Origin of the sequence: Helicobacter jaachi (assembly GCF_000763135.2) — a bacterium.
Classification (GTDB): Bacteria; Campylobacterota; Campylobacteria; order Campylobacterales; family Helicobacteraceae; genus Helicobacter_C; species Helicobacter_C jaachi.
This window is the reverse complement of record NZ_JRPR02000002.1, coordinates 73,332-99,519: the sequence shown is the minus strand read 5'-3', so window position 1 is coordinate 99,519 and position 26,188 is coordinate 73,332. Positions and strand designations below refer to the sequence as shown.

27 protein-coding genes are annotated in these 26,188 nt (G+C 41.1%); 20 read left to right on the top strand and 7 right to left on the bottom strand.

Going from position 1 to position 26,188, the window contains the following annotated elements; translation table 11 throughout:
* The first annotated feature begins 1 nt into the window (after nt 1).
* Complete coding sequence (locus LS71_RS04160; RefSeq protein ID WP_052057776.1) at nt 2-751, top strand: ABC transporter ATP-binding protein; 750 nt, start codon at nt 2-4, stop codon at nt 749-751.
* Between the two features lie 21 nt (nt 752-772).
* Here the strand turns inward: LS71_RS04160 and LS71_RS04155 are convergent, their stop codons facing one another.
* Both LS71_RS04155 and fliW read right to left on the bottom strand, forming a co-directional pair.
* On the bottom strand, nt 773-2,803 hold the full coding sequence (locus LS71_RS04155; RefSeq protein ID WP_034352423.1) for an ATP-dependent helicase: 2,031 nt from the start codon (nt 2,801-2,803) through the stop codon (nt 773-775).
* 9 nt (nt 2,804-2,812) lie between these two features.
* Nucleotides 2,813-3,235 (bottom strand): flagellar assembly protein FliW, encoded by a 423-nt coding sequence (fliW, locus tag LS71_RS04150; protein WP_034352426.1) that lies wholly within the window; start codon nt 3,233-3,235, stop codon nt 2,813-2,815.
* A 75-nt stretch (nt 3,236-3,310) separates the two neighbouring features.
* Between fliW and LS71_RS04145 the strand changes: the two genes are divergently transcribed.
* From LS71_RS04145 to LS71_RS04135, 3 genes are all read left to right on the top strand, one after another.
* The gene (locus tag LS71_RS04145) at nt 3,311-6,031 is read left to right on the top strand and encodes a valine--tRNA ligase (protein ID WP_034352429.1); all 2,721 of its coding nucleotides are present in this window, start codon (nt 3,311-3,313) and stop codon (nt 6,029-6,031) included.
* An 88-nt stretch (nt 6,032-6,119) separates the two neighbouring features.
* Entirely contained in the window at nt 6,120-6,782 is a 663-nt protein-coding gene (locus tag LS71_RS04140) for a rhodanese-like domain-containing protein (protein WP_052057777.1), read from the top strand.
* A 35-nt stretch (nt 6,783-6,817) separates the two neighbouring features.
* On the top strand, nt 6,818-7,876 hold the full coding sequence (locus LS71_RS04135) for an MBL fold metallo-hydrolase (RefSeq protein WP_238700325.1): 1,059 nt from the start codon (nt 6,818-6,820) through the stop codon (nt 7,874-7,876).
* 4 nt (nt 7,877-7,880) lie between these two features.
* Here LS71_RS04135 and LS71_RS04130 read toward each other — a convergent pair whose 3' ends face one another.
* Together LS71_RS04130 and LS71_RS09425 are read right to left on the bottom strand one after the other, a co-directional pair.
* Nucleotides 7,881-8,513: a TetR/AcrR family transcriptional regulator gene (locus LS71_RS04130; RefSeq protein ID WP_052057779.1), complete on the bottom strand. Its 633-nt coding sequence runs from the start codon at nt 8,511-8,513 to the stop codon at nt 7,881-7,883.
* 79 nt (nt 8,514-8,592) lie between these two features.
* Nucleotides 8,593-8,730: a hypothetical protein gene (locus tag LS71_RS09425; RefSeq protein WP_194145660.1), complete on the bottom strand. Its 138-nt coding sequence runs from the start codon at nt 8,728-8,730 to the stop codon at nt 8,593-8,595.
* On the opposite strand from LS71_RS09425, the gene LS71_RS04125 reads away from it, so the two are divergent.
* Nucleotides 8,722-9,819, top strand: coding sequence for an ABC transporter permease (locus LS71_RS04125; protein ID WP_034352432.1), 1,098 nt, complete (start codon nt 8,722-8,724; stop codon nt 9,817-9,819). The genes LS71_RS09425 and LS71_RS04125 overlap by 9 nt on opposite strands.
* Nucleotides 9,820-9,822: 3 nt before the next feature.
* Entirely contained in the window at nt 9,823-10,911 is a 1,089-nt protein-coding gene (locus LS71_RS04120; protein WP_034352436.1) for an ABC transporter permease, read from the top strand.
* A 45-nt stretch (nt 10,912-10,956) separates the two neighbouring features.
* On the opposite strand, the gene LS71_RS04115 is transcribed toward LS71_RS04120, so the two are convergent.
* On the bottom strand, nt 10,957-12,078 hold the full coding sequence (locus LS71_RS04115; RefSeq protein WP_034352439.1) for an ABC transporter permease: 1,122 nt from the start codon (nt 12,076-12,078) through the stop codon (nt 10,957-10,959).
* Nucleotides 12,075-14,150: a glycine--tRNA ligase subunit beta gene (glyS, locus tag LS71_RS04110; protein WP_238700324.1), complete on the bottom strand. Its 2,076-nt coding sequence runs from the start codon at nt 14,148-14,150 to the stop codon at nt 12,075-12,077. The genes LS71_RS04115 and glyS overlap by 4 nt, the downstream gene beginning before the upstream one ends.
* A gap of 121 nt (nt 14,151-14,271) precedes the next feature.
* Between glyS and LS71_RS04105 the strand changes: the two genes are divergently transcribed.
* From LS71_RS04105 to cheP, 8 genes are all read left to right on the top strand, one after another.
* Nucleotides 14,272-15,012 carry a hypothetical protein gene (locus LS71_RS04105; protein ID WP_238700323.1) on the top strand — a complete coding sequence of 247 codons (741 nt, stop codon included), beginning with the start codon at nt 14,272-14,274 and terminating at the stop codon, nt 15,010-15,012.
* Between the two features lie 98 nt (nt 15,013-15,110).
* Complete coding sequence (locus LS71_RS04100; protein ID WP_034352442.1) at nt 15,111-15,821, top strand: LPP20 family lipoprotein; 711 nt, start codon at nt 15,111-15,113, stop codon at nt 15,819-15,821.
* Between the two features lie 29 nt (nt 15,822-15,850).
* Nucleotides 15,851-16,420, top strand: coding sequence for an HP0838 family lipoprotein (locus LS71_RS04095; protein WP_034352443.1), 570 nt, complete (start codon nt 15,851-15,853; stop codon nt 16,418-16,420).
* An 85-nt stretch (nt 16,421-16,505) separates the two neighbouring features.
* Complete coding sequence (argF, locus tag LS71_RS04090; RefSeq protein ID WP_034352446.1) at nt 16,506-17,495, top strand: ornithine carbamoyltransferase; 990 nt, start codon at nt 16,506-16,508, stop codon at nt 17,493-17,495.
* Nucleotides 17,492-17,932, top strand: coding sequence for a DUF2603 domain-containing protein (locus LS71_RS04085; RefSeq protein WP_034352449.1), 441 nt, complete (start codon nt 17,492-17,494; stop codon nt 17,930-17,932). Before argF ends, LS71_RS04085 begins: the two co-directional genes overlap by 4 nt.
* Before the next feature lie 4 nt (nt 17,933-17,936).
* Nucleotides 17,937-19,316: an oxygen-independent coproporphyrinogen III oxidase gene (hemN, locus tag LS71_RS04080; RefSeq protein WP_034352452.1), complete on the top strand. Its 1,380-nt coding sequence runs from the start codon at nt 17,937-17,939 to the stop codon at nt 19,314-19,316.
* A gap of 8 nt (nt 19,317-19,324) precedes the next feature.
* On the top strand, nt 19,325-20,659 hold the full coding sequence (locus LS71_RS04075) for a (Fe-S)-binding protein (protein ID WP_034352454.1): 1,335 nt from the start codon (nt 19,325-19,327) through the stop codon (nt 20,657-20,659).
* Nucleotides 20,660-20,803: 144 nt separating this feature from the next.
* Complete coding sequence (gene cheP / locus LS71_RS04070; protein ID WP_034352457.1) at nt 20,804-21,649, top strand: cheVAW transcriptional regulator CheP; 846 nt, start codon at nt 20,804-20,806, stop codon at nt 21,647-21,649.
* A gap of 213 nt (nt 21,650-21,862) precedes the next feature.
* On the opposite strand, the gene LS71_RS04065 is transcribed toward cheP, so the two are convergent.
* Complete coding sequence (locus LS71_RS04065) at nt 21,863-22,285, bottom strand: Fur family transcriptional regulator (protein ID WP_034357239.1); 423 nt, start codon at nt 22,283-22,285, stop codon at nt 21,863-21,865.
* A 292-nt stretch (nt 22,286-22,577) separates the two neighbouring features.
* Between LS71_RS04065 and ffh the strand changes: the two genes are divergently transcribed.
* The 6 genes from ffh to rplS all read left to right on the top strand — a co-directional run bounded on the left by ffh (nt 22,578) and on the right by rplS (nt 26,130).
* A complete protein-coding gene (ffh, locus tag LS71_RS04060; RefSeq protein ID WP_034352917.1) occupies nt 22,578-23,921 on the top strand; it encodes a signal recognition particle protein in 1,344 nt (447 codons plus the stop codon).
* A 63-nt stretch (nt 23,922-23,984) separates the two neighbouring features.
* Nucleotides 23,985-24,215 carry a 30S ribosomal protein S16 gene (gene rpsP, locus LS71_RS04055; RefSeq protein WP_034352914.1) on the top strand — a complete coding sequence of 77 codons (231 nt, stop codon included), beginning with the start codon at nt 23,985-23,987 and terminating at the stop codon, nt 24,213-24,215.
* Nucleotides 24,216-24,239: 24 nt separating this feature from the next.
* Nucleotides 24,240-24,479: a KH domain-containing protein gene (locus tag LS71_RS04050; RefSeq protein ID WP_034352912.1), complete on the top strand. Its 240-nt coding sequence runs from the start codon at nt 24,240-24,242 to the stop codon at nt 24,477-24,479.
* A gap of 3 nt (nt 24,480-24,482) precedes the next feature.
* The gene (gene rimM / locus LS71_RS04045; protein ID WP_034352909.1) at nt 24,483-25,046 is read left to right on the top strand and encodes a ribosome maturation factor RimM; all 564 of its coding nucleotides are present in this window, start codon (nt 24,483-24,485) and stop codon (nt 25,044-25,046) included.
* Between the two features lie 9 nt (nt 25,047-25,055).
* Entirely contained in the window at nt 25,056-25,769 is a 714-nt protein-coding gene (gene trmD / locus LS71_RS04040; protein ID WP_034352906.1) for a tRNA (guanosine(37)-N1)-methyltransferase TrmD, read from the top strand.
* Nucleotides 25,770-25,773: 4 nt separating this feature from the next.
* A complete protein-coding gene (gene rplS / locus LS71_RS04035) occupies nt 25,774-26,130 on the top strand; it encodes a 50S ribosomal protein L19 (protein ID WP_034352904.1) in 357 nt (118 codons plus the stop codon).
* Nucleotides 26,131-26,188 lie beyond the last annotated feature (58 nt).

Sequence of the window (26,188 nt, the reverse complement as noted above, 5' to 3'; positions counted from 1 at the left end):
TATGCAAAATAGCCAAAACATCATCGAAGTGGTGCATTTATCAAAGATTTTTGGCACATTTCACGCAGTCAATGACATTAGCTTTGCCATCAAAGCTGGTGAAATCTTTGGCTTTTTGGGCGCAAATGGCGCGGGCAAAAGCACAGCAATGAAGATTCTATGCGGGCTTAGCGTGCCAAGCGCTGGAGAAGTGCGCGTGTGCGGCTTTGATGTGAGGACACAGAGTGAGCAAATAAAAAAGCATATCGGCTATATGAGTCAAAAATTCGCACTCTATGATGATTTAAAAGTATGGGAAAATCTTTACTTGTTTGGCAGAATCTATGGAATGAGCAAGCAAGACATTGCTACGCGTAGCGATGAGCTTTTGTCTTTACTCAAATTTAGCGATAAATACGATACGCTCGTGGCTGATTTGTCGCTAGGCTGGAAGCAAAAGCTAGCTTTTTGCGTGGCAAATTTCCATAAACCGCGCATTATTTTTCTTGATGAGCCTACAGGTGGGGTAGACCCTATCGCTAGGCGGCAGTTTTGGGAGCTGATTTTAGCCGCAGCAGATAGCGGCACTTGCATATTTGTAACCACGCATTATATGGACGAAGCGGAGTATTGTCACCGCGTGAGCATTATGGTAGATGGCAAAATCGCGGCATTTGACACGCCCCAAGCGCTAAAAGCACAATTTCAAAGCGATACAATGGACGAGGTGTTTTACAAAGTAGCCAAAAGCGCCAAAGGCAAGTTTCCTTAAAAACTAAACTAAGTGCAGTGGCTATAACACACTATCTTTATGCAGCAGCTCCCCCTCATAGAGAAAAATTGAAGGTGCGTAGTCAATATTTTTAAGCGCATCTTTTTTGGCAAAAGAAAGGGTAAGATTTTCCTTAGCGCGCGTAATTGCCACATAAAAAAGCCTGCGCTCCTCCTCCAAACTCCCGCCCTTGCTTATAAGCTTGCGATTAGGAAATCGCCCCTCCATTAAATCCACCACATACACATTTTGAAATTCTAATCCCTTAGCCGCATGCACACTAAGCAAATGCACGCCATTGCCCTCTACCGCCTCGCTTGAACCCAAAATCATCGCGTTTAAAAATTTGCCCAAATCATTATAATTTTTTGCCAAGTCGCTTAAAAGATTAGCCTTGCGCTTAATAGATTCTAAAGCCTGCTCAAAGCGCGCGCTATCGATGTTTCCGTCCTTTAATTTAGCCCGAGTGGTGGCTAGTGTGTGCATAATGTCTGTAAAAAACTTTGCTTGCATAATATAGGCTATCATTGCCTTTGGTGTGCGCACAGAGCGTGTGTGGCTAAGCATTTCATAAAAATCACTTAAAAATATCGCGCCCTCTTTATGCAATTTTGGGTGCTGCAAAATGGGGTGGGAGGCAAATTTTGGGCTTACAAACGCATCAAAGCGCGCTTGATTTTCTAATGTAAAAAAATCATCAAAAAGCCCTAGTTGCGTGTTTTTACTCCTTTGCTCATAGGCTTTTATATTCGCTTTTGGCTCAAACATACCCCTATGGCAATCCCCCTCGCCTAAGCGGAATAACGCCTCATAAATATCCTTTGCAATGCCATTACCGATGCCCTTGCCATAGCTTAAAGTATGGATATATGCCATCATATCGCGAGGATTAAGTGTGAGGGAACAAATATCAAGCAAAAGGCTCACTTCTTTGGTGTCAAAAAAGCTCACACTTCCTTTGCGCTTTGAGGGGATATTTAGCTCCCTTAGACTAGCCTCAATGCCATCGGCACTAGAATTATTGCGAAAAATAATTGCCGTATCCTCATAGGGCAGGTTGCTCAAGGCTATGCGTTTAGCAATGCCCTGATATTGCAAAAATAATTCATCATAGCACACTAGCTTTGGCGGGGCAAATTCACCTTGCTTAATCACTTCTAGCGATTTGGGATAAATGCGCTCATTTTTTTCGATAACCTTATTGGCAAGCTGCAAAATATATTTGCTTGAGCGGTAATTTTTGCTTAAATTAAACACCCGCGCGTCATGGTATTTCTCCTTAAAACTGCTAATAATGCTAATATCTGCGCCATTAAAGGCATAAATGCTTTGGTCATAATCCCCCACACAAAAAAGACTTGGCGCATTGAGCGCATTAAGGATAGAATCTTGCAAAGGATTAGTATCTTGATACTCATCGCATAGCACTTCGGCAAATGGTGGCTTTGGCAGTGCTAGGAGAGCCTCTCTATACAAAAGGAGCAAATCATTATAATCCGCATAGTGATGTGTGCTTTTTAGATTCTGAAACTCACTAATCACATCTTCATAAATGGCTATAAAAGCCTCTTGCTGCGGATTTTTCTCTATAAGCCAGCTGCCAAAGCCACCCTGAAAAGCAGCATTTACAAAAAGTGAGTAGCTTTGAAAAAGATATTGCGCAGAATATGCCTTTATAGAATCTTGACTAAACACGCGTTTATCATAAAGGCTTTTAAAAAGCATTTGTAATTCTTTGGGCTGTTTTAGGTGGATTTGCTTATGCTCTCTTAAATACCGATATGCCACGGCGTGAAAAGTGCCAGATTCTATATTTTTTGCTAGTTGCTCGCCAAAGAGCTTTGCTACGCGTGCAATCATTTCATTGCTTGCCTTATTAGTAAAAGTAAGCAGCAAAATATCCTTAGGCTCTAAGCCCTGTTTTAAAAGATAGGCTATGCGACCAACGATAGTAGAAGTTTTCCCCGTGCCAGCTGAAGCAATGATGAGATTATGCCCACTTGGCGCGTGAGCGGCTTGGGCTTGCTCGGCATTGAGGTTTGAGAGTGGCATAAAGCGAGTTTATTTATTAAGCGTTTCAAGGACTTCTTGTGATAAAAATTCTTTCAAAGGCTGCACTTTGCTAAATTGCGGATATTCTGCCACAGGGAGTGTAGTAACCTGTAGTGCGGAGGCATTAGCGGGATTAAACACAAAAGGCGCCATAAGATTGACAATAGAATTTTCAATGGGCTTTTGCACCACCACCACGCAATACACCTCTACTTTATCCCCCCTTTTTTCATCTAAATCTAATAGCCTCTCATCAGCAGTTGGGATAGTAAAGGCATAATCACAGAGCGAAAAGGGATTAACTAGTGTAATTTCAAAGGAGCGTTCCCCATCAAGCGAGCGAATTTTGCTAAAAGTTTCATCAATTTTTTCTAGCTCCACTTTTGTCACATCATCAAAGCCTAAAATTGGCATCTTTAGCTCGTAAGTCATATTTGCCTCCATTTGTTTTTAGCATTTTGGTATTATAATACACATAAAGCAAATTAAATACCACAAAGGCATTTTATGAATCCCACCCAAAACACCACAGAAGCAAAAAAGGGCTATAACCCGCACATTATAGAATCTAGATTCTATAATATTTGCAAAGAGCGCGGATATTTTGAAATTGAGGGGAATAAATCCCTGTGGGAGCAGCCAAATCCACCTTGTTTTAGCATTATGATGCCTCCTCCTAACGTTACAGGCGTGCTGCATATCGGGCATGCGCTCACTTTCAGCCTGCAAGATATTATCACGCGCTATAAAAGAATGAATGGCTTTAAAACCCTCTATCAGCCCGGACTTGACCACGCAGGCATTGCTACGCAAAATGTAGTTGAAAAGCAGCTCTTAGCACAAGGCATACATAAGGAGGATTTGGGCAGAGAGGAGTTTATAAAACGCGTGTGGGAATGGAAAGAGCAAAGTGGGGGAGCAATTATTAATCAAATGTATCATTTAGGCATCACGCCCGCTTGGTCTCGCCTGCGCTTTACAATGGATAAAGGCTTGCAAAATGCCGTTAAAAAGGCGTTTGTGCAGTGGTATAATCAAGGCTTAATCGTGCAGGATAATTATATGATAAATTGGTGCGTGAAAGATGGCGCACTAAGTGATATTGAAGTAGAGTATGAGGAAAATGCAGGCAAACTCTACTATCTGCGCTACCCTATTAAGGAGAGCAAGGAATGCCTTATTGTGGCTACTACACGCCCGGAGACTTTCTTTGGCGATAGTGCGGTTATGGTTAATCCACAAGATGAGCGATACGCGCATTTTATCGGTAAAAGCGTGATTTTACCCCTTTTAAATCGTGAAATTCCAATCATTGCGGATACTGCGGTGGATATGGACTTTGGAAGCGGCTGCGTGAAGGTAACGCCAGCGCATGATATAAATGACTATGAAGTGGGCAAAAGACATCATTTAGAATTTATTACTATTTTTGATGAAAAGGGCATTTTAAACGCGCACGCTGGAGCCTTTGCGGGCAAAGATAGGCTAGCAGCGCGCCACGATATTATAAAAGCACTGCAAGAGCAAGGTTTTGTAGAAAAAATCGAGGATTATACTAATCAAGTGGGCAAATGCTACCGCTGCGGCAATGTAGTAGAGCCATATATTTCTAAACAATGGTTTGTCAAAAAAGAAGTCGCTTTTAATGCCATTAAGCGCGTGAATGAAAAGCAGTTGCATTTTATCCCGCCGCAGTGGCTTAATAACTACAACGCATGGATGCGCGAGCTTAAGGATTGGTGCATTTCTCGTCAGCTTTGGTGGGGACATAGAATCCCTGTATGGTATTGCGAATGCGGGGAGAGGGTCGCTTCAGAATCTGATTATCCCACTTGCCCAAAATGCCACCTTAAAATCACAAAGCAAGATAATGATGTGCTAGATACTTGGTTTAGCTCTGGGCTATGGGCTTTCAGCACGCTAGGCTGGGGGAATGAGAGCATTGAAAAGAGCCAAAATACTTCAAATGTAGATTCTATAAATCACACATTGTATGGGGCAAATGATTTAATAGACTTTTATCCTAATACTTTGCTTATCACAGGCTTTGATATTTTGTTTTTCTGGGTGGCGCGAATGATTTTAAGTGGGGAATCTCTCCTGCATAAACTACCCTTTAAAGATGTCTATTTGCACGCGCTTGTGCGGGATAAAGATGGGCAGAAAATGGCAAAAAGCAAAGGCAATGTCATTGACCCTTTAAATATGATACAAACTTATGGCGCGGATACTTTGCGCTTTAGTTTGGCTTATCTTTGCGCACAAGGGCGAGATGTGAAGCTCTCTGCGCATACCTTAGAAACTATCAATAATTTTACTAATAAACTCTACAACGCTGCGCAGTTTTTAAATATGTATCTTGAGCAGCTAGGTGGCAAGGAGGCGCTAGAGCGTGGCTTTGGCGATGTGGGGCATTTAGAGATTACAACACCTCTAGGGCAGTATATGCTAGCGCGCTTTTATAAGGCTACAAACGAAGTGCGAGAGGCGCTAAATGCGTATCGCTTCAATGATGGGGCAAGTATTTTGTATCGCTTTTTGTGGGGGGAATTTTGCGATTGGGGGATTGAGCTAGCAAAGGCAAGCAAAGATTCTGTATATGAGCTAGGTGCGATTTTTAAGGGTGCGATGTTGCTTTTGCACCCTTATATGCCTTTTATTACCGATTGGCTCTGGCATAGCCTTAATGGCACTAAGATAGAATCTGCAGATTCTATAATGATTGCCCCCTATCCCAAAGCGCGCGCACTAGATAGCAATCTAGCACAAATTGAGCGCGATTTTAATATTATCCAAGATGTGATTATCTCCATACGGCGGCTAAAAGCCACATTGGAGCTAGGTAATGCGCCTGTGGAAAAAGTGTATGTGAAGCTTAATGCCGCGCTTGCAAAGTCACTGCTTGAACAATTTGTGTGCAAGCTAGCTAAAGTTGCGCACCTTGAGCTAGTGAGCGATAAAATAGCGGGCAGCGTGGTTGATGTGAGCGAGTATTGTGAGTGCTATATGCAGCTAACAGGCGTTGATTTAAGCGCAATTACTGCGCGTTTAAATAATCAAAAGCAAAAGCTTGAAAAAGACATTACCAAACTGCAAAGCATGCTAAGTAATGAGCAGTTTATAAAAAACGCGCCACCGCATGTGTTTGAGCAAAATAAGCAAGCCTTGAGTGCAGCGCAAGAAAAATATGATAAAATCAATGCCCAACTCAGCGCATTTAGCGGCTAGATTCTATCATACCGCGCTGCTTGGGCGCTCTTTGCGCAAGTCTTATGAGGGCTAGATTCTGTAAATTTAATTTTTAAAAGGAGATTTGATGAAAAGGCTATTTTTACTCGCACTTTGTGCGTTGTTTTATGGTTGTGGAGACACAAAAAGCAATGCGGAGAGCAAAACTTACGCTACAGAATTAGTCCAAATATTGCCAAAAGCGCAAAATTACGCGCAAGCAAAGGCAAATGCAGATGCAAATGCAGCACAAATGCTTGAAAATTTGCAAAAGCAAGCACCCCAAAATATCATAGATGACGCGCTAGCACTAGTGGAGCGGGCTAATATCGTGGGCTATAAGCTTATTTTGCCACAAGATTTAGTCCAGCATTTAGATGAGTTTAATATTATCGCCACTTTGCCGCGTGGGGTTTATAATCTAGGGCTAATCCCTAATGCTAAGCATTTTGCATTCGCGCTAAGCCCCACGCTTAATGAAAATGGCAGCGAGTGGAATTGGGAAGCTGATGGGCTTAATCGCGCACAAAGCGAGTTTATAGCATTTCTTGGCGAGGATAAGGATACAAAGATTGTCTTTTATGACAGCGGGGAGCATATCCTTTCGCCCATGGGCAGCGCCAATGTCGCGCTTTTGTGGGCAAAACACTTGGGCTATAATAATGTCTATCTGCTAGCGGGGGGATTTAATGCATACAAAGAGCTAGGACTACAAATTAGCACACAAGCTCCGCATTGCTGTGAAATGTGATGCGCATATTTTGTGCTTTGTTTATGGCGTTTAGTATGCTCTATGCGCAAAATCCCGCTAAAGGGAGCAATCCTAGCCTTGAAGATATGCAGCGCTTCATACATCAGCCTAATTTTGAATGGAATGCGCAAAAACAAAAAGGATATTTTAAGAATCTAAATCCCCAAATGCCCCACATCGAGCGCGCATCAATGTGGGCTGTGGCGAAATATTATTTATTTAAGCCTAAAAACGCTACTCCAAATAAGCCACTACCCTTTGTAGAGGAAAATTTTCATACGCTTTATAGCCAAAGTCCTGCTGTAGTGTGGTTTGGGCATTCATCATTGCTTATAAATTATAAAGATTTTACGATGCTCATTGACCCTGTTTTTAGCGATTATGCTTCGCCAAAAAGCTTTATAAACCGCGCTTTCAAGGCAGATATCCACTGGAGTGCTAAGGATTTTAACACAATTAATGCGCTTGTAATTACTCACGACCACTATGACCATTTGGATTACCCTACCATTAATGCGCTAAAGGCGCAGGTGGAGCGCTTTATTGTGCCTCTTGGTGTGGGTTCTCATTTGCGATTTTGGGGGATAGAATCTAGCAAGATTACCGAGCTTAATTGGTGGGAGAGCGTATCTCTAGCGCCAGATATACGCCTGCACGCTACGCCTGCGCAACATAGCTCCGGTAGGGGGCTAGAGTGGGATAGGACATTATGGAGTTCGTATTTGTTAGAAATTGGAGGGAAAAAGATATTTTTAAGCGGCGATGGGGGATATTATACACATTTTAAGGACATTGGCAATGCCTTTGGCGGCGTGGATTTAGCCATTTTGGAAAATGGGCAATACAATATCGCGTGGAAATATTCGCATTCTTTCACGCCTCAAGTGCTACAAGCCGCGCTTGATTTGCACGCAAAAATGGTTATGCCAATCCACTATGGACGATTTGTCGCAGGGAGCCACGCGTGGAATGAACCGCTTAAAAATCTCATTAAGCTTTGTGATTTGTATCAATTGCCTATTAGTGTGCCGCGCTTAGGAGAAGTCTATGAGCTAGATTCTGCGCCAAAGCGGGATATTTGGTGGGAGTTTTGAAAATTTATCGATTCGTGCCAGCACCTTGCAGAAAAATTTCTATCATATATTCAAAATAAGCCACTTCCTTTGCATCTTTTTTATGCGCACTCTTGCGCGCAGCGGGCTTTGTAGCGGCAAGCTGTGGGTGAAGCAGCATTTGAATATTATCTTGATTAAGGATATAAAAATTTATCATACCAACAAACATAAGGCACGCAGATTCTATATCTAAATCCGCCCTTAGCTCGCCGCAATCCTTGCCCTTTTGCATACAGCCTTTAAGAAAACTAAACACCCTAGACATATAATTTGCCACCACAAAAGCCCTAAAACTATGTGGTGCGCTCAAAAGCCACAAGACAAAGCGCCCATAAGTTTGATTATGAATATAGGCATAAGCAAAATTAAGATAACCCTTTAAACACGCAATGCCCGAAGGATTTCCCTCCATAGTGTCAATAAAAGTCAAAATGGGCTTGAAACACTCCTCTATCACAGCTTTAAACAACCCCTCCTTGCCCCCAAAATAATATGAAATGGAGGAGAGATTAACGCCTGCTTTTGCTGTAATTTCACGCGTGGAAGTGCCATCATAGCCATTTTGGGCAAAACTCTGCGCGGCAATTTGTATGATTTTCTCTCTAGCTCCTTTCATTTACTCCCCTAAAGTGCGACATCTTAGCAAAAGCATAATCTTAACAGTTTAAAAATAATGGGTATATGTATGCAATAAATTAAAACAATCGTTTGAATTTTATAGAATCTATGCTATAATCGCTTTTGCGCCTTTTGGTGAGACTACGCGCCATTTTTAGAAGCAAAGCTAGCGCCATTATAGAATCTAGCAAGATTAAAAGGTCAATATGAAACAAACACATTTTAAAGCCTTTATTGCTTTTAGTAAAAAGGAGTTTTATCATATTTTGCGCGATGTGCGCACGATGATGATACTGCTGCTTATGCCAATTATCCAACTGCTGCTCTTTGGCTTTGCACTTAATAATGAAGTGAAAAATATCAATTTTGCCTTACTTGATTTGCAAAAAGATTATCTATCTAGCAAGCTTATTTCCGCGCTAAGCAGCAATCCATACTTCACTTTGGACAAAATTATAGAATCTAAAAAAGATTTACAAGATATTTTTGCCAATAATAGGCTTGACATGGTGGTGGCATTTGATAATACCACGCCTGCGCGCGTGCAGCTTTTACTCGATGCAAGTGATGCAAATCGCGCTAGCAGCATTTATCTATTCACACAAGGTGTGCTACTCTCCCACCTTGCTACATCTCATCAAAGCCTTAAGCCTGCACAAATAAGCATCACTCCGCACACTACTATGCTTTTTAATCCTCAAGGCAAAAGCGCGTATAGCTTTGTGCCGGGTCTTTTAGGCATGATTTTAATGCTAATATGCGCGATGATGACTTCTGTGTCAATCGTGCGCGAAAAGGAGCTAGGCAGTATGGAAACGCTGCTTACAAGCCCTATAAATCCGCTTGTGATGATACTTGGCAAGATTTTGCCTTATTTTACGCTTTCATTTGTAAGCTTGCTGGTGGTGCTTGTGGTGTGCGTGAGTTTGCTAGATTTGCACATTGTGGGGTCTTTTGGGCTGCTTTTAGCCCTGTGTGTGCTGTATTTGATACTTTCACTAAGTATAGGCTTACTAGTATCAAACATCGCCAAAACGCAAATTGTGGCTATGCTCGTATCGGGCATGCTTTTTATGATGCCTATTATGCTGCTTTCAGGCATGATGTTCCCCATAGAATCTATGCCCCTTATTTTGCAATACATCTCCCATATCATTCCGGCAAAATGGTTTATCATCGCGCTTAAAAAGATTATGCTACAAGGGCTTGGCATAGCCTTTGTATGGAGTGAATTTATGATTTTAAGCCTCATGCTTGGTGTAATTTTACTCATTAGCCTAAAAACTTTTAAAGTAAGGCTTTGAAAAATGCTATTTCTTATTCAAAAAGAATTTAAGCAAATCCTGCGTGGGAAATTTATCCCTAAACTTATTGTAATGTTTCCTATTATGGTGGTGCTAGTTATGCCTTTTGCGGCAAATATGGAGATAAAAAACATTAATCTTGGCATTTTAGATTTTGATAAATCTAGCCTTTCACGCCAGCTTATAGCCAAAATTGGCGCGGGCGCGTATTTTAAGATTATATCCGTAGATGATACTCATACTTGTATCAATAATAATCAATGCGATATTGTGCTTGAAATCCCCGCACACTTTGAGCTTAATATCACACGCTTTAAAAGTGCGCATGTGGGCATTTATGCTAATGCCATAAATGCTACTAAAGGCTTACTTGGCTCTAGCTATTTAGCAAATATTATTGCTACTTTTGGTGCGCAAAAATCAGCCCATATCAATGCAAATAGCGCAAATATGGGGGATATGATTTTTGGTAATTATTATTTTAATCCCAAACTTGATTATAAAATTTATATGATTCCTGCACTCTTAGCCATGGTACTTACGATGATTTGCGGTTTTTTGCCTGCGTTTAATATCGTGGGCGAAAAGCAAAAGGGCAATTTGGAGCAGCTTAATGTAACGCCCATATCGCGCTTTAACCTAATCATCGCAAAGCTCATTCCTTATTGGATTATTGGGCTTATTGTGATTACGCTTTGCTTTGTGCTTGCGTGGGCGGTTTATGGCTTTAGCTCACAGGGGAGCTATGGGCTTATTTATCTTTTTAGCTTAGTGTATATATTTGTGGTGGCGGGCTTTGGGCTTGTGATTTCAAATTATTCAAGCAATATGCAGCAGGCGATGTTTGTGATGTTTTTCTTTGTGCTTATTTTGGTTTTGATGAGCGGACTTTATACTTCTGTGAAGTCAATGCCCACATTTGCGCAATATCTAGCATATTTTAATCCGCTTAAATATTTTATAGAAGCCCTACGCAGTATTTTTCTTAAAGGTAGTCACTTAGCGCATTTGTGGCAAGATTTGCTCGCCCTTGCGCTTTTTGCTATTGCGCTTAATCTCTGGGCAGTGGCAAGCTATAAAAAGCAAGTATAAGCTCGCAAAACCCGTGTAATATGCAACACCGCGCGTTTATAGAATCTAGATTCTATCCGTCCTTTTATAAATCATAAAAGTGCTTGCAGCGATGTATAGCGCGCCTAAAAATAATAAACTCATAAAATAATCCCACACGCTGCCAAAGCTAGCGCCCATTTGATTAAGCTCCAAAAGCCCATTTATACCATGATATGCTGGTAAAAATGCCACTACATCGCTAGCCCATGGGGCAATTTGAGCTTTAGGCCACATAAAGCCTAGCAAAAAGACAATAGGCATTGAGGCGAGCATAATAATTTGTGTTGAAAGCGCGCGATTAGGTAAAAGCGTGCCAAAAAATATGCCAAATGCCGCAGTAGATAAAATAAAAGCAATGCTAAAAAGCCAAAATTCAAGAATATGCGCATGCACATGCACACCATAAAACGCATACGCAAAGCCAAAATACAGCAAAAATAGCACACTATAAATGCAAAAAAACACCATCAGCTTTGATAGCACAATAATAAGCGGATTTGCCCATGCATAATATGTCCTAGCACCTTGTATAAATTGCTGATTTTGCGTGCCACCAATCACACCTGCACCGGCTATAAGCGTTTGATGCAAGATAAAAATTAAAATAGGCGCTAATGTGTAATTAATATAGCCCATAGAGGGGTTAAAAAGCGGAATAAGCTTAGGGACTAAGATATCATATTCTGTAATATTTTGCTTTTGTTTAAGATAGGCATTAAACGCACTAATGGCGTCAGTGGCAGCATTTGCAATCGCACCATAAATAAGCAAATAAGAAGCATTTGCCATAATGGCAATAGTTGGTGGAATACGCTCATAGAGGTGCTTTTCAAAATCATTAGGAATAATGAGCAAGCCATACACGCGATTAGATTCTATAAGCTCTTGCGCATCTTGTGGGCTATAAAATACCTCTTCTACATCTAAGTAGGGCGAGGCCTTAAAAAAACGGATTAACTCACGCGAAGAAGTGGTGCTATCATAATCAATAATAGCCACTTTTTGCGCACTCACCACATCTTTATAATAGGGCGTAGGATATAAAAATAAATAAAAAAGCGAGCCGCCAAAAATAATAAGCATAGCCGAAACAGAAGTAAAAATTGCCTTTAATTCAAGGAGAAAAATCTCATAAAAGCCTTTCATAGCGTGATATCCTTAATATCTCCTATGCGCAAAAATTCATTATAAATGCTAAAAATGAGCATTTGCCGATTAGTCTTAATGGCTGGATTTGTATCATTAACAAGCACAGATTCAAAGAAAGCTTCCAAAGGCTCTTTAAGCGCAAAAAGCGCGCTTATATGCTCCTCAATGCTTGCAAAATGCTGGGATTTAAGATGTTTTAGTGCTTTATAAAGTGCAATTTCTTCTTTTAGGCGCAGTAAATGCTCATCAATATGCGTAGGCATAATATCATCACTTAAAATATTTGCCACGCGCTTAAATAATGCCACCAAAGCCTGCTTATCACTTTTCTCAAAAAATGTATGAAGTGCGTTGGCATTTGCTAGTAATGTCTTAAGATTGCGCACTTTGTGATTATTGACACGCGCATTAAGCACGCAGCGAATAATAGAGGGATTAAGCTTTAGCATACCCTCTAATCGCTCAAGGAAAAAAGATTCTATCTTGCCTAAATCGCTAGGCTTATAGCCGCCTGCTTGGTAAAGTGCTGCTAAATCTTTGTGCAAATCAAAATCTAATCCAAAATGCCATATGATTTTAATCACGCCATTTGCTGCTCTCCTTAGCGCAAAAGGGTCCTTTGAGCCTGTGGGAATCTTATCAATACTAAAAAGGCTAAAAATATTATCAAGCTTAATGCTTAGCGCTACAATCGCACTTATCATATTGCTGGGCAGCGCGCTATCCTCGCCCGTAGGGAGATACTGCTCTTTAATGGCTTGGGCGACAAGTGGGGGCATACCAAAGCTTTTAGCATAGTAAAAGCCCATAATGCCCTGTAATTCTGGAAATTCATACACCATTTCTGTGAGCAAATCTGCCTTAGCATACTTAATCGCACTGCTTAGAATCTCGCCTGCGTGCGTAATATTATCCTCTATATGCGCACTATATGCTTTAAGCAGCATAAGGGCTAGAACATTTTCACGCTTAGTTTTATCAAGCATAGAGCCTAAACTCTCAACAAACACAATTTGGGATAGACGCTTAGGTTCAAAACCTGTTTTTAAATCATTTTCATAAAAAAACACTGCATCAGCAAGGCGCGCTTTAAGCACCTTTTGATTACCCTGCACAATGAGCTTTAACTCTGGCGCAGTGGAATTAGACACCATAATAAAACCATTATGCAAAGCATTATTTTTATAAGTGGCAAAATAGCGTTGATTATCTTTCATAGAAGTGATAATTACCTCACTTGGCAGGCGCAAAAACGCCTCATCAAAGCTCCCATAAGCCGCGCGTGGATATTCTGTAATAGCCACAATTTCATCTAATAAATCTTTATCTACTTCTACTTGAATGCCCTGCGTAGATTCTATATGCGCAATTTCTTGCAAGATTTTCGCCCTACGCTCATCTTGGCACAATAGCACCTTGCCATTTTTTAGTATCTCAAAATACGCATTTGGCGAGCTTACCGCATAAGGCTCAAAGCTTACATCTCGATGCACATAAGTCTGTGGCATACTATGTAGCCCAAAGGCGCTAAGATGAATGCTCTCCTCCCCAAGCAAGACAAGTATATTGCGCACAGGACGGATAAAGCTCTCATGCAAATCCCCCCAAAGCATACTTTTGCCAAAATTTAACGCCACAAGCCATTCTTTAAGTATGTCTCCTATAAGCGTGCTTGTAGGCACACCTGCTTGCATAGTGGAGTAATAAAGCACTTCTTTATTATCCTTTTGTGCTGTTTGCAGCGGCGTATCAGGGCTTAACCCTAACTTTTTATAAAAACTCTCTCCAGCTTTGGTAAGACCCTTTGTCTTATCACCATCAATAAAAGCAATGCTAATGGGCGCACCAAAAGATTCTATAAGCCTATCTTGCGTGCGTGTGGGGAATTGCTCCTCATAAAGCACAATACGACGCGGCGTGTAATACAAAAGCGGCTTTGAGGTAATGCCAGATTTTTGGGCAATGCGCTGCCATTTTTCTACCATATGAGGGAGTTCTTTTAAAAGCGGGATTGCGGGGAGTTCTTCGGTAAGAATCTCAACAAGCAAGGGCAAATGTAGCGGATTCAAAGATATTCCTTTAATTTTTAGATATGATTGTGGCATTGTAACGCAGAGTTATTAAAAAGTTATTTAGGCAAGCTAAAGTTAGGCGTATGATTTTAGGAGCATTTGATTTAAGGGAGAGCGTATGCGATTTATGCGGCAATGTAGCGTTATTTTAGGCTTATTAGCACTCTATGTGCTTGTAGGCTATGCCTTGCCACTTCATAAGATTGAGGGCAAATGTGTGCAGCCAAAAGATTTTAACAAAAATCAAAAGCAAGTTATACTTAAAGCCTTTAAATATGGCGCAAAAAGTGGCTTTGGCTACACTATGGCAGCCATTGCGTGGAAAGAATCATGTGCTGGCGAATATCGTATAAATTTCGCAGACCCCTCCGCTGGCATTTACCATGCGCATATTCCGGGTATTCTAAAAAAACATAAGCAAACAGATTCTAATTTTATGCGTAATATGGTAGGCGAGCTGCTCATACGCGATGATGATTTTGCCTCTTTCACGGCACTTGAGGAGCTAACATATTGGTATAAAGTGCGCAAGGGAAATTGGTATGAGGTGATTAAATCCTATAACAAAGGCTTTAGCTGGGAGAAAGATAAGGAGCGCGACAAAATGGCAATTGCGTATTTTGAGGATATTTCACGGCGCGTAAAAGACCTGCAAGCTTATATGCCAAAACTCTCTCTAAGTGCGGCTAGGCTTGCAAAAACAGATTATGCGCTAGATTTCTTACACTCACAGGTGCGCACCGCTACGCCAAATGTAAAAACAGATTTACGCGCTAATGCAGATGTAAAAAAGCAAAATACAGAATCTAAGCCGCTTAATGCCTCAAAACAAAAGCCATTTGTGATTTTAGAGGAGTGAGATTAAGGGCTAGATTCTATAAAGCGCGATATGAGAAATAAAAATATGGAACACTACTTGCTTTAACCTGCTTTGAAATTTAATTCAAAGGACTGAATATGAAAAATGGTTTGCTTAAGAGTTCAATCGTTGCGAGTTTTGCTGTATTCGCGTTTAGTGGTTGCGGAGATTTACTAAATGTTGGTGATAGCACAGGCGGGGCTAATAATGGCTTAATCCCCCCAAGCGCTAGCAATCAGCCTGTATATTCGCCTATCCAAGCACCTACTTATCCGCCAATGCCTGGATATAACACCAATCCAAATCTTATCTCAAAGCCCACAAGCGGCAATCAAAAGATTAATACACTTGTGGTTGAAAAAGTCGAGGTGCCGGGCTTAAATAAGGATAATTTAGAGCCAAAGTTTGATAGAGATAATGAATACATCGGGCGGGGCGATAATAGCAATATCCCTAATTCCCCCATGCTCACACCAGAAAATGAAATCACTTTGAGCGCGGTGGGTATAGGCGTTTCACCAGAGAATTCACTCTCTCCCTCTCAAGCCTTTGCTATGGCGAAGCGTGCGGCGATTGTAGATGCGTATAGACAAATTGGCGAAAAAATGTATGGCATTAGAGTAAATGCCCAAGATACCGTGCGCGATATGATGCTACAAAGCTCAACTGTTAAAACAAAAGTGCAAGCGCTTATCCGCAATGCTGAAGTGCTTGAAACTGTGTATAAAGACGGCTTATGCCAAGTGAATATGGAGCTAAAGCTTGATGGCAGAATCTGGCACAGAATCCTCTCTAACGCACGAGCATAAGCTCGTATTTATAGAATCTAGGGCAAGCCATGCGTGCGATGGGTATCTTTAAGCAAATATTTAAAAGCAGCCTTCTTGTGCTGCTTTGCTTTGTTTTTGCTGCCTGCTCGTTATTTGAGGATTTGTATCAAGACCCAGAGACAAATGCTAAGCAACCCCCTGTTTTAGAACCTACAAAGTTTAAGATTCTATTAATTGACACGCCGCGTGTGAAATTCTACGACTTTGCCTCGCTCAAATACAAGGGCAAAAATCTCACTATCGAATTATACAAGCTTGGCAAACCTATTGGGACTATTAATATCACCCAAAAAGAAGTTTGTGTGATGAAAGAGTGCCGCGCAAAATGGATGGCTGCGCGTGGATTCTTTGGCGAGGTGAGCTATCCTACTTTGTTTAGCGATATTTTAGCAGCAAGAGATATTTTTGATGGCGAGGGCAAGCGGGTGGCAAATAATGGTGCGTTTGTGCAATGGTTTGTGCGCGGCGGGCAGGAATTTTATTATGAGCGCAGTAAGAATAGAGTGCTTTTCAAAAACCTAACGCTTAACATCACCATAGGCGTTGAAGACTATATCCCCACAAATCCTACAAACTAAAAGCGTGTTAAGATTTTTGTAGCCATTTTTGGATACAATCCAAACTTTCATTAAACACCACGCTTAGGCGCAATAAGGCAGGCAAATGCGACATTTTCTCACGCTCAATGATTTTAGTAAAGATGAAATTCTATCCGTCATTGATATAGCCCTGCGCTTAAAACAAGAATTAACAAAAGGTGTGCATAAGCCCTATTTGCAAGGCAAAGTGCTGGCTATGATTTTTGAGAAAGCTTCTACACGCACGCGCGTAAGCTTTGAGAGTGGTATTTTTCAGCTAGGTGGCTATGGTATTTTTTTATCCAATAAAGACATTCAGCTTGGGCGTGGAGAGTGTATTAAAGACACTGCGCGCGTGATTAGCTCTATGGTTGATATGATAATGATGCGCACAGCAGAGCATAAGCGGCTAGAGGAGTTTGCGCGTTATTCTTGCGTGCCTGTGATTAATGGCTTAAGCGATGATTTTCACCCTGTGCAGCTTTTGGCAGATTATTTGACTATGGTTGAATGCGGGATTTATTTAGAGCATACAAATGTGCTTTATCCACATGGTGGCACAAATGGGCGCGTGCCGATAGTAGCATATATTGGCGATGGAAATAATATGGCGCATTCTTGGATTAATCTTGCAAGCATTTTAGGCTTTGAGCTGCGTATAGCTTCGCCAAAGGGCTATGAGCCAAAGCAAGCAATTATAGAATCTGCGCATAATCTTTGCGCAAAAAGTGGCGGCAAGATTCTCTTAAGCCATAATCCACAAGATACCGCAAGCGGGGCAAATGTAATCGTTACAGATACTTGGGCTTCAATGGGACAAGAGGAGCAAAAAGAGGAGCGCGCAAAGGCATTTAAGGGATTTTGTGTTGATGAACAAATAATGAATCTTGCGCAAAAAGAGGCGATATTTCTACACTGCTTGCCTGCGTATCGTGGATATGAGGTGAGTAATAGCGTGATTGAGGGCGCACAAAGCCGCGTATTTGAGGAGGCATGCAATCGCCTGCACGCGCAAAAGGGCATTATGCTATTTTTGGCTCAAATCAATAATTTACCCATTGTGGAGCAAGCATGAAAGCAGATAAGCAAGATAAATGGCTTGATGAGCAGAGCGAGAATCTAGGCATTTTACGCAAGATAGAAGATGACAAAATGCTTTTAGATATGCAAAAGGGTGAATTCTCAAAAGATGATTTATGGTTTTTGCAAGATGAGCAAGGGCAAAAATATGTTGTATTCCCACAAGAGCTGTTTATAAAGCTTTTATCACGCATTCGTGATATGCAAGAGGAAAAACTAGTGATGAGTTTGGAAAAAGATATCATCGCGCAAATGCCCCTTGATTTTGATGATGCGATGGTGGTGGCAAAAAATGCTTTAGAATCTCTGCGCTCAAATGATGGTGTGCTGCCTGATATTAATACTACGCTTCTTGCAGAGGATATTAAAAAGCAATATCCTAATTTATTTTTTGATATTGATTATTTTCGCAAAACAAACAACATGGAGTAAATTTTTGAGTGAATATATCGATTTTGGCGCATTTGTGAAGTATTCAAAGGCTGGTCCGCGCTATACAAGCTATCCCACAGCTGTGGAGTTTAGCCAAAAATGGAGTGCGGAGGATTATATACAATCTTTAAAGCGCGCAGATTCTATGTCAAACTTGCCTCTTTCACTCTATGTGCATTTGCCATTTTGCCGCTCGGCGTGCTATTTTTGCGGCTGCAATGTGATTTATACAAGCAGAGAAGACAAAAAGCAGCGCTATATTCATTATCTCAAAAAAGAGCTAGCATTGCTATCGCAGGTTATGGATACTTCGCGTGAAGTGGTGCAGTTCCACTTTGGTGGTGGCACGCCTACTTTTTTTAATGCCAGTGAGCTAGAGGAAGTTATTCACCTAGTAAGGGGGCATTTTACAAACTTTGCCACACACGCGGAAATAAGCTGCGAGATTGACCCGCGCTTTTTTGTGCGCGAGCAAATGGCGATTTTAAGGGCAAATGGCTTCAATCGCTTAAGCTTTGGCGTGCAGGATTTTGATGAGAAAGTCCAAGAGGCAATCCACCGACATCAAAGCATTGAAGTAGTAAGCCATGCGATTAATTTAGCGCGCGAATTTGGGATAGATTCTGTAAATTTTGATTTAATTTATGGCTTGCCCTATCAAGATGAAAAAAGCTTTGCTAGCACGCTTGAAAAGGTGGTTTCTCTAAGCCCTGATAGGCTAGCGATTTTTAATTACGCGCATTTACCTTGGATAAAAAAAACTATGCGCAAAATTGATGAAACCACGCTCCCTAGCCCTAGTCAAAAGCTTGAGATTCTAAAAAATACCATAGCCTTTTTGCAAGGGCAAGATTATGCGATGATTGGTATGGACCATTTTGCTAAAAAAAGCGATGAGCTATATTTGGCAAAAATGAGTAATGAGCTAAGGAGAAATTTTCAAGGCTACACAACGCGCGGATTTTCCCAAACTATTGGCATTGGGCTTACTAGCATTGGGGAGGGCGTGGATTATTATTCACAAAATTTTAAAGATATTCAATCTTATGAAAACGCGCTTGATAATGGTAAATTGCCTGTAGAACGCGGCATTAGGCTAAGCAGGGAGGATATTTTGCGCAAAGAGGTGATTATGGGACTTATGAATAATCTCTGCCTTGATTTTGCGCCTATAGAATCTAAGTTTGATATTGATTTTAGGGCGTATTTTGCGCCATCTTTAGCCGCTTTGAAAGAATATGAACAAGCAGGCTTAGTATCTATCACGCCTCATAGCATTCACACTTCTGCTACAGGTGGCATGCTCATACGCAATATCGCTATGACTTTTGATGCGTATTTAGGCGCGCATCAAGGCGATAAACGCTTTAGCAAGACTATTTAGGAGCCTTTATGCTTGATTTACAAAGCGTAGCCAATGCGTGTGTGAAATGCGGCAAATGCATTCCTCACTGCACTATTTATATGGTTAATCGCGATGAAGTAACTTCTCCGCGCGGCTTTTTGGATTTGCTGGGTGCGTATAAGCGCGGGCAGTTGGAGCTAGATTCTAAAGCGAGGGATATTTTTGAATCTTGCTTCCTTTGCACCACTTGCGTAACGCACTGCCCCTCAAGCCTGCCTGTTGATGTGGCTATAGAATCTGTGCGCGTGGATATTGCGCAAAAATATGGCATTGCGTGGTATAAAAGGGCATATTTTTTCCTTTTACGGCATAGAAAAGTAGCAGATATTGTCTTTAGCTTTGTGCATTTTATTATGCCTTGCGCGTTTAAGGAGGAGCATGGGCGGTGGATTAGCCGCTTAAAACTATTTAAAGACGATAATAATAAATGGGCGAAACGCTCTATTTTCCCCGTGCGACGCAAATCATTTTTGCAAACTTATCAAGGCGATATTGCGCCACTACAAATTACAGAATCTAGCCGCATTTCACAAAGCCCCAAAGCCGATGTGGCGCATAAGCATAATCTTAAGCACAATAGAGTGGCGATATTTATTGGCTGTTTGAGCAATTATAATTATGTGAGTGTGGGAGAGAGCCTGCTTAGTATTTTGCACACACTAGGCATTCAAGCTTTTGTCCCACATTTACAAGAGTGCTGCGGCGCGCCTGCATTTTTTACTGGTGATGTAAAGACGGTTGTGCATTTGGCTCAAAAAAATATCGAGTATTTTGAGAGTTTTTGGGATAGTATTGATGCGATGATTATTCCTGAAGCTACCTGTGCAGCGATGATTAAAAAAGATTGGCTGCATGCTTTGGGAGAGAGTGAATATGCTATGCGTTTAAAAAAATTATTGCCAAAAATTGATATGGCAAGCTCGTGGCTCTATGCGCACACTTGCTTGCAAGATATTATTCCCGCGCATTTAGGCCAACAAACAATCACCTATCACGACCCTTGCCATGCTAGAAAAGTGCTAGGTATTTTTAAAGAGCCACGCGCACTTTTGGGCAAAGCCTATACATTACAAGAGATGCGCGATTCTACGCAGTGCTGCGGATTTGGCGGCATTAGTATGCAAAGCTCGCGCTATGCTTTAACGCTAAAAGCTGGCAGGGGTAAGGCGCAAATGATAGAGCAAAGTGGGGCGCAAATTGTAAGCGCGGAGTGCGGTGCGTGTCGTATGCAGATTGATAATTCACTCACGCAAATAGATTCTAAAGTGCGTTTTGCCCACCCTTTGGAGCTTATAGCTCAAGCATTAAGGAGCAGGGCATAAATGTGGGGGAGCAAATTTTTACAAAAATGGCAAGTTTTACATGCTTTTATAATCGTTTTTGATATAATTTGCCCTCACTTGGTTTGCACGCGCAATTTATGCCATGTGCGCGCTTATCTATGAGAGTCGGCTAAAGGATACATAATGAATGAGCTTTTATTAAAAACAATTGATAATCTGCCGCCCTTGCCTGAAACGGTGATGAAATTACAACAATATGTAGATTCATCTGGCTCAGAAGTGCAGGTGCAAGGCGTGGTGGATATCATCTCCAAAGACCCGCTTTTAACTGGTGATTTGCTGCGTTTAGCAAACTCGCCTTATTATGGATTTTCACGCGAGATTTCTACACTCAATCAAGTAGTATCCCTACTAGGCATTAGCAATGTCAAAAATGTAGCCATAGCCAATTCTTTACGAAGTGGATTTAAAATTGATGTATCGCCCTATGGGCTTGATACACAAGAGTTTTTAGGCAATTGTAGCAGAGAGGCGGACTTTTTATCAGAGTGGTTTTCACAAAGTGATAAAAAGCTCGCTCAAGTGCTTGTGCCTTGCGCTATGCTCTTGCGTTTGGGAATGATGCTTTTTGCAAACACACTTATTCAAAGTGGCAAGGATAAGGAATTTTTAGCCCAACTTAAAGCGAATAATTTTACCGATATTGGCGCTGTGGAAAATGAATTTTACGGCTTAGACCATTTGACATTTTTGGGCTTTTTATTTGACCATTGGAAATTTGATGAAGTGCTTATACAAAGCACTGCTTACATCACTATGCCGCATGCAGCTTCAGATGAAGTGAAAAAAAACGCCTACGCGCTAGCAGTTACCAACAAAGTCTTTGAGCCTTATCAGGGCGGAAGTGTGTATAATATGGAGGACGCACTCGCGCTCATCAAGGAAGCAAAGACGCAAAATATTAATTTTGATTTAAATAGATTTATGGAGATTTTACCCCCAAATGCAAAAGCAAATCTAAAAGTCTAGATTCTATACTATTGCTAAATTTATAGAATCTAACCTTAAAAAACAAGTTGATAAGCTGCGTAAGCAGATTATAACTTTATACTTTGAGGGCGCAAATGTGAGCTTTGCTTGCATTTGCAAGATGCGCGCGGCTTTTTGTTAAAAAAAGCAACAGCGCGGATTTATAGAATCTAGCAGACGTGCGAGGCTTGATACTCAAAAGCTTTATAGATTCTATAAACGGCGCGCTTGCTCTGCCTTACAATGCGGACATACGCCAATAAGCACCGCTGAAATATCACAAATGCTATACCCGCTATTATGACTGCAATCTGCTTCTAGCGCGTTTGTATCAAGCTTAATATCCTCTAGCTTGCCGCACACTTCGCAATACACATGCAAATGCCTATCGCTACTTAATTCATATTTTTGCTTATCTTTTGGCGCTTTAATCTCGCGCAGAATATTTGCCTCACACAGCGCACTCACATTCTTATAAATGGTAGCAAGGGATATAGAAGGATAAATATGGCGAATCTGCTCATAAATCTCCTCTACGCTCATATGCCCATTATGTTGGATTTGATTAAGCATAGCGATTCGTTGAGGCGTAATTTTTAGGTGTTTTTCCCGCAAATGTTGTTCAAAACTCATCATAGCTAATCCTTAAAAAAGTTATAATAAAAAAATTTTTGCCTTGCAATATATAAACTTGAGGCAAATAAAAGCATAATAAAAGTGATTTTTATATAGAATCTGCCATTTTGTAGCATTAGATTCTATAAATCCGCGCTGTTGCTTTTGTAAAAGCCGCGCGCATCTTGCAAATGCAAGCAAAGCTCACATTTGCGCCTAAAGTATAAAGTTATAATCTGCTTACGCAGCTTATCAACTTGTTTTTTAAGGTTAGATTCTATAAGTTCGCAGCTAAAAAATTAAAGGAGATTTCGTGTTTGATACCCTCACAAGCTCATTTAAAAACATTGTTAATAAAATTCGCTTTGCCGATGATGAAAAATCGCTCCTAAGGGCTTGCGATGAGTTAAAAAAGGCTTTGCTTAAAAATGATGTCCATCACAAAGTAACTAAACAAATCGTGCAAGAAGTGCAGCAGCGCACTAAAGAGCTAGGCATTGGTAAGCAAAATTTTATGAATGCCTTGCAGAGCGCTTTAAGTGAAATTTTAAAATCTGCAAAGAGCTATGGCATTGGCTTTGCGCCCACACCCCCAAGCGTTATTCTTATGATGGGTTTGCAAGGTAGTGGGAAGACTACTTCAAGTGCTAAACTCGCGCTTTATCTTAAGCAGAGGGGCAAAAAAGTGCTGCTTGTAGCGTGTGATTTGCATAGGCTTGCGGCTATTGAGCAATTAAGCCAGCTCGCCCAAAGCATAGAGGTAGATATTTTTACTCCCCCAATGGCGAGTGAGCCACAAAATGCGGTATGTGTGGCTACAGAATCTAAGCAAAAGGCTATAAATGCGCATTATGATGTGGTGATTATCGATAGTGCTGGGCGACTAGCTATCGATGAAGCATTAATGCACGAACTCAAGGCTATTAAGGAAGCAATAAATGCTACAGAGTGCTTGTATGTGGCAGATTCTCTAAGTGGGCAAGATGGTATCCGCTCCGCGCAACATTTTAATGAGCAAATTGGTATTGATGGCGTGATTTTGTCAAAATTTGATAGTGATAGCAAAGGCGGAATTGCGCTTAATATCGCCCACCAAATTGGTATTCCACTTAAGTTCATAGGGCATGGCGAGAAAGTGGCTGATTTTGATGTATTTATACCAGATAGGATTATCTCGCGACTTATGGGGGCAGGTGATATTGCCTCCCTTGCGGAAAAAACAGCTAGTGTAATTAGTCAAGATGATGCAAAAAATATCGCTAAAAAACTCAAAAAAGGGCAATTTGGCTTTGAAGATTTTATCGCTCAAATTGAAAATATGAAAAAGCTTGGCTCAATGAGTTCAATCGCCTCAATGATACCCGGACTAGGCGGTATGGCAAGCGCACTAAAAGATGTGGATTTAGATAAATCAAGCGAGATTAAAAATATACGCGCTATGGTGAATTCTATGACTAAAAAAGAGCGCGAGAATCCTAGCCTACTCAATGGCTCAAGGCGCAGGCGCATAGCGCTTGGCAGCGGTTTAGAAGTGAGTGATATTAACCGCATTATTAAGCAATTTGATAATGCAGCAAAAATAGCCAAAAAGCTCTCTCAAAAGGGCGGTATGCAGGAGCTTATGAATATGATGGGTTCTCTTAGAATGCCAAAATAATGATGATTTAAGCAAAACACACTATAATTGCGGATTTTAAAAGCCAAAATTCAAGGAGAGCCAATGGCAACAGTAATCAGACTCACAAAAATGGGACGCAAAAAGAAACCTTTTTATCGTATTGTAGTAACAGATTCTCGCAAAAAGCGTGATGGGGGCTGGATAGAATCTCTAGGATATTATAATCCCTTAGTGGAGCCAATCTTAGTTAAATATGACGCGCAAAGACTAGAATACTGGAAAAGTGTGGGGGCAAAAATGAGTGAAAGGGTGGCAAAGCTCACTTCAAAATAACACAATATTAAGAAAGAAAACATTATGGTCGAAGATTTTATTAAAGAATATGCGAAAAAAATTGCAAATAATCCCGAAGCGATACAAATCCAAATTCAAGATGCAGAAGACAACACACGCGAAATCATTATCCTAGCTGACGCTCAAGATGTGGGGCGTCTCATTGGACGAGATGGCAAAATGGTGGGCTCGCTTAAGACTTTTATCTCTGGCACAAAAGCCAAAGATGGCAAAAATTACAGAATAGCCATACAAGCTCATTAAATAATGAAGCAATCTCCTCTCCTTTTGGTTGCTAAAGTGGGGCGATTGGTGGGTGTAGGCGGTGCATTAAAACTGCATATTATGAGTGACTTTCCCTCGATTTTTACCCCTCATGCTGTTTTTCATACTAAAACATCACTTGGGGATTTACGCGTGCATACTTTTAATGAGCAAAGAGGTCTTATTACTTTTTGCGGCTTTCAATCAAGAGAGAGTGCAGCTAGGCTTGTAAATTGCGAGCTTTATGCCACGCTTGAGGAAAGTAGAGCTATATGCACGGAGGGTGAGTTCTTATGGCAGGACATCATAGGCACAAAAGTATTTGATAAGCAAACACACAATGAGCAAGAATGCAGTGGGCAAGTTGCGCTATTAGAGCTAGGGGAGGTTAAGGATATTGAGCGCATAGGTGAGATAGACTATCTGCTTGTAGCTACAGATTCTAAACTTCGCGCACAAGGCTTGCCAAAGCAGTTTTTTGTCCCCTACATTGCGCATTTTGTCTCTTCGCTCTCCCCTCAAGGCATTTTTACCCATAATGCCCTATCACTCCTTGAGCAAAGCTAGGATATTGTTATGCACTTTTCTTTCCTCACACTTTTCCCAGCGCTTATAGAATCTTATTTCCAAGATTCTATACTAAAGCGCGCTATTAGCAATGGACTAATAAGCACAGAGTGCGTAAATATCCGCGATTACGCGCTTGATAAATACAAAAAAGTTGATGAGCCACCAATTAGCGGTGGTGCTGGACAGGTGATAAAAGCTGATGTGCTAGAGAGGGCGCTGCAAAGTGTGGCAAATGCTCATGTGATTGTCCTAAGTCCATGTGGCAAGCCTTTTAAGCATAATGACGCGCTGCGCCTAAGCCACAAAAGCCATATAAGTTTTGTGTGTGGCAGATATGAGGGCATTGATGAGCGTGTGATTGAAAAATATGCGCATGAAATCTTTAGTGTGGGTGATTTTGTCCTAACAGGCGGGGAATTGCCCGCTTTAATGCTTTGTGATAGCATCGCGCGACATATTCAAGGCGTGCTAGGCAATGCAGATTCTCTTAAAGAAGAGAGCTTTGCGCATTATTTACTTGAAGCGCCTGCTTTTGCAAAAATTTCTCCCAAAAATATGCAATTTTCTAAAGCCCCTTCAGTGTATTCAAAGGGAAACCATAATATAATCTGCGATTTAAAAAAACGCTTGGCAATATGCAAGACAAAGTATTTTAGACCGGACTTGTATCGCGCATATCGCGCCTTTGTAGAGCCAGAGCAGACAAAAAAGAAAGGGTAAATTTATGAGAAATCGTTATATTCAAAGCTTTAATCAAGCGCAGATTGCCGATAAGAAAGTCCCGCAATTTAAAGCAGGCGATACACTTCGCTTAGGCATTAAAATCCAAGAGGGCGATAAAAGTAGAATCCAGCATTTTGAGGGCGTATGCATCGCTATCCGTGGCAATGGTGTGGATAGGACATTTACCACTAGAAAAATTGGCGCAAATAATATCGGCGTGGAAAAAACTTTCCCGCTTTATAGCGCGAGCTTGGAGAGTATTGAGGTATTGCGCATAGGGCGTGTAAGGAGGGCAAAACTCTATTATCTACGCACACGCAAGGGCAAGGCTGCGCGCATCAAAGAACTGCGCAAATAAGGCTTTAAGCCTAGCTGTTATTCTTCGCACTCCTTAGATTCTATAAAGGCTCTGTGAA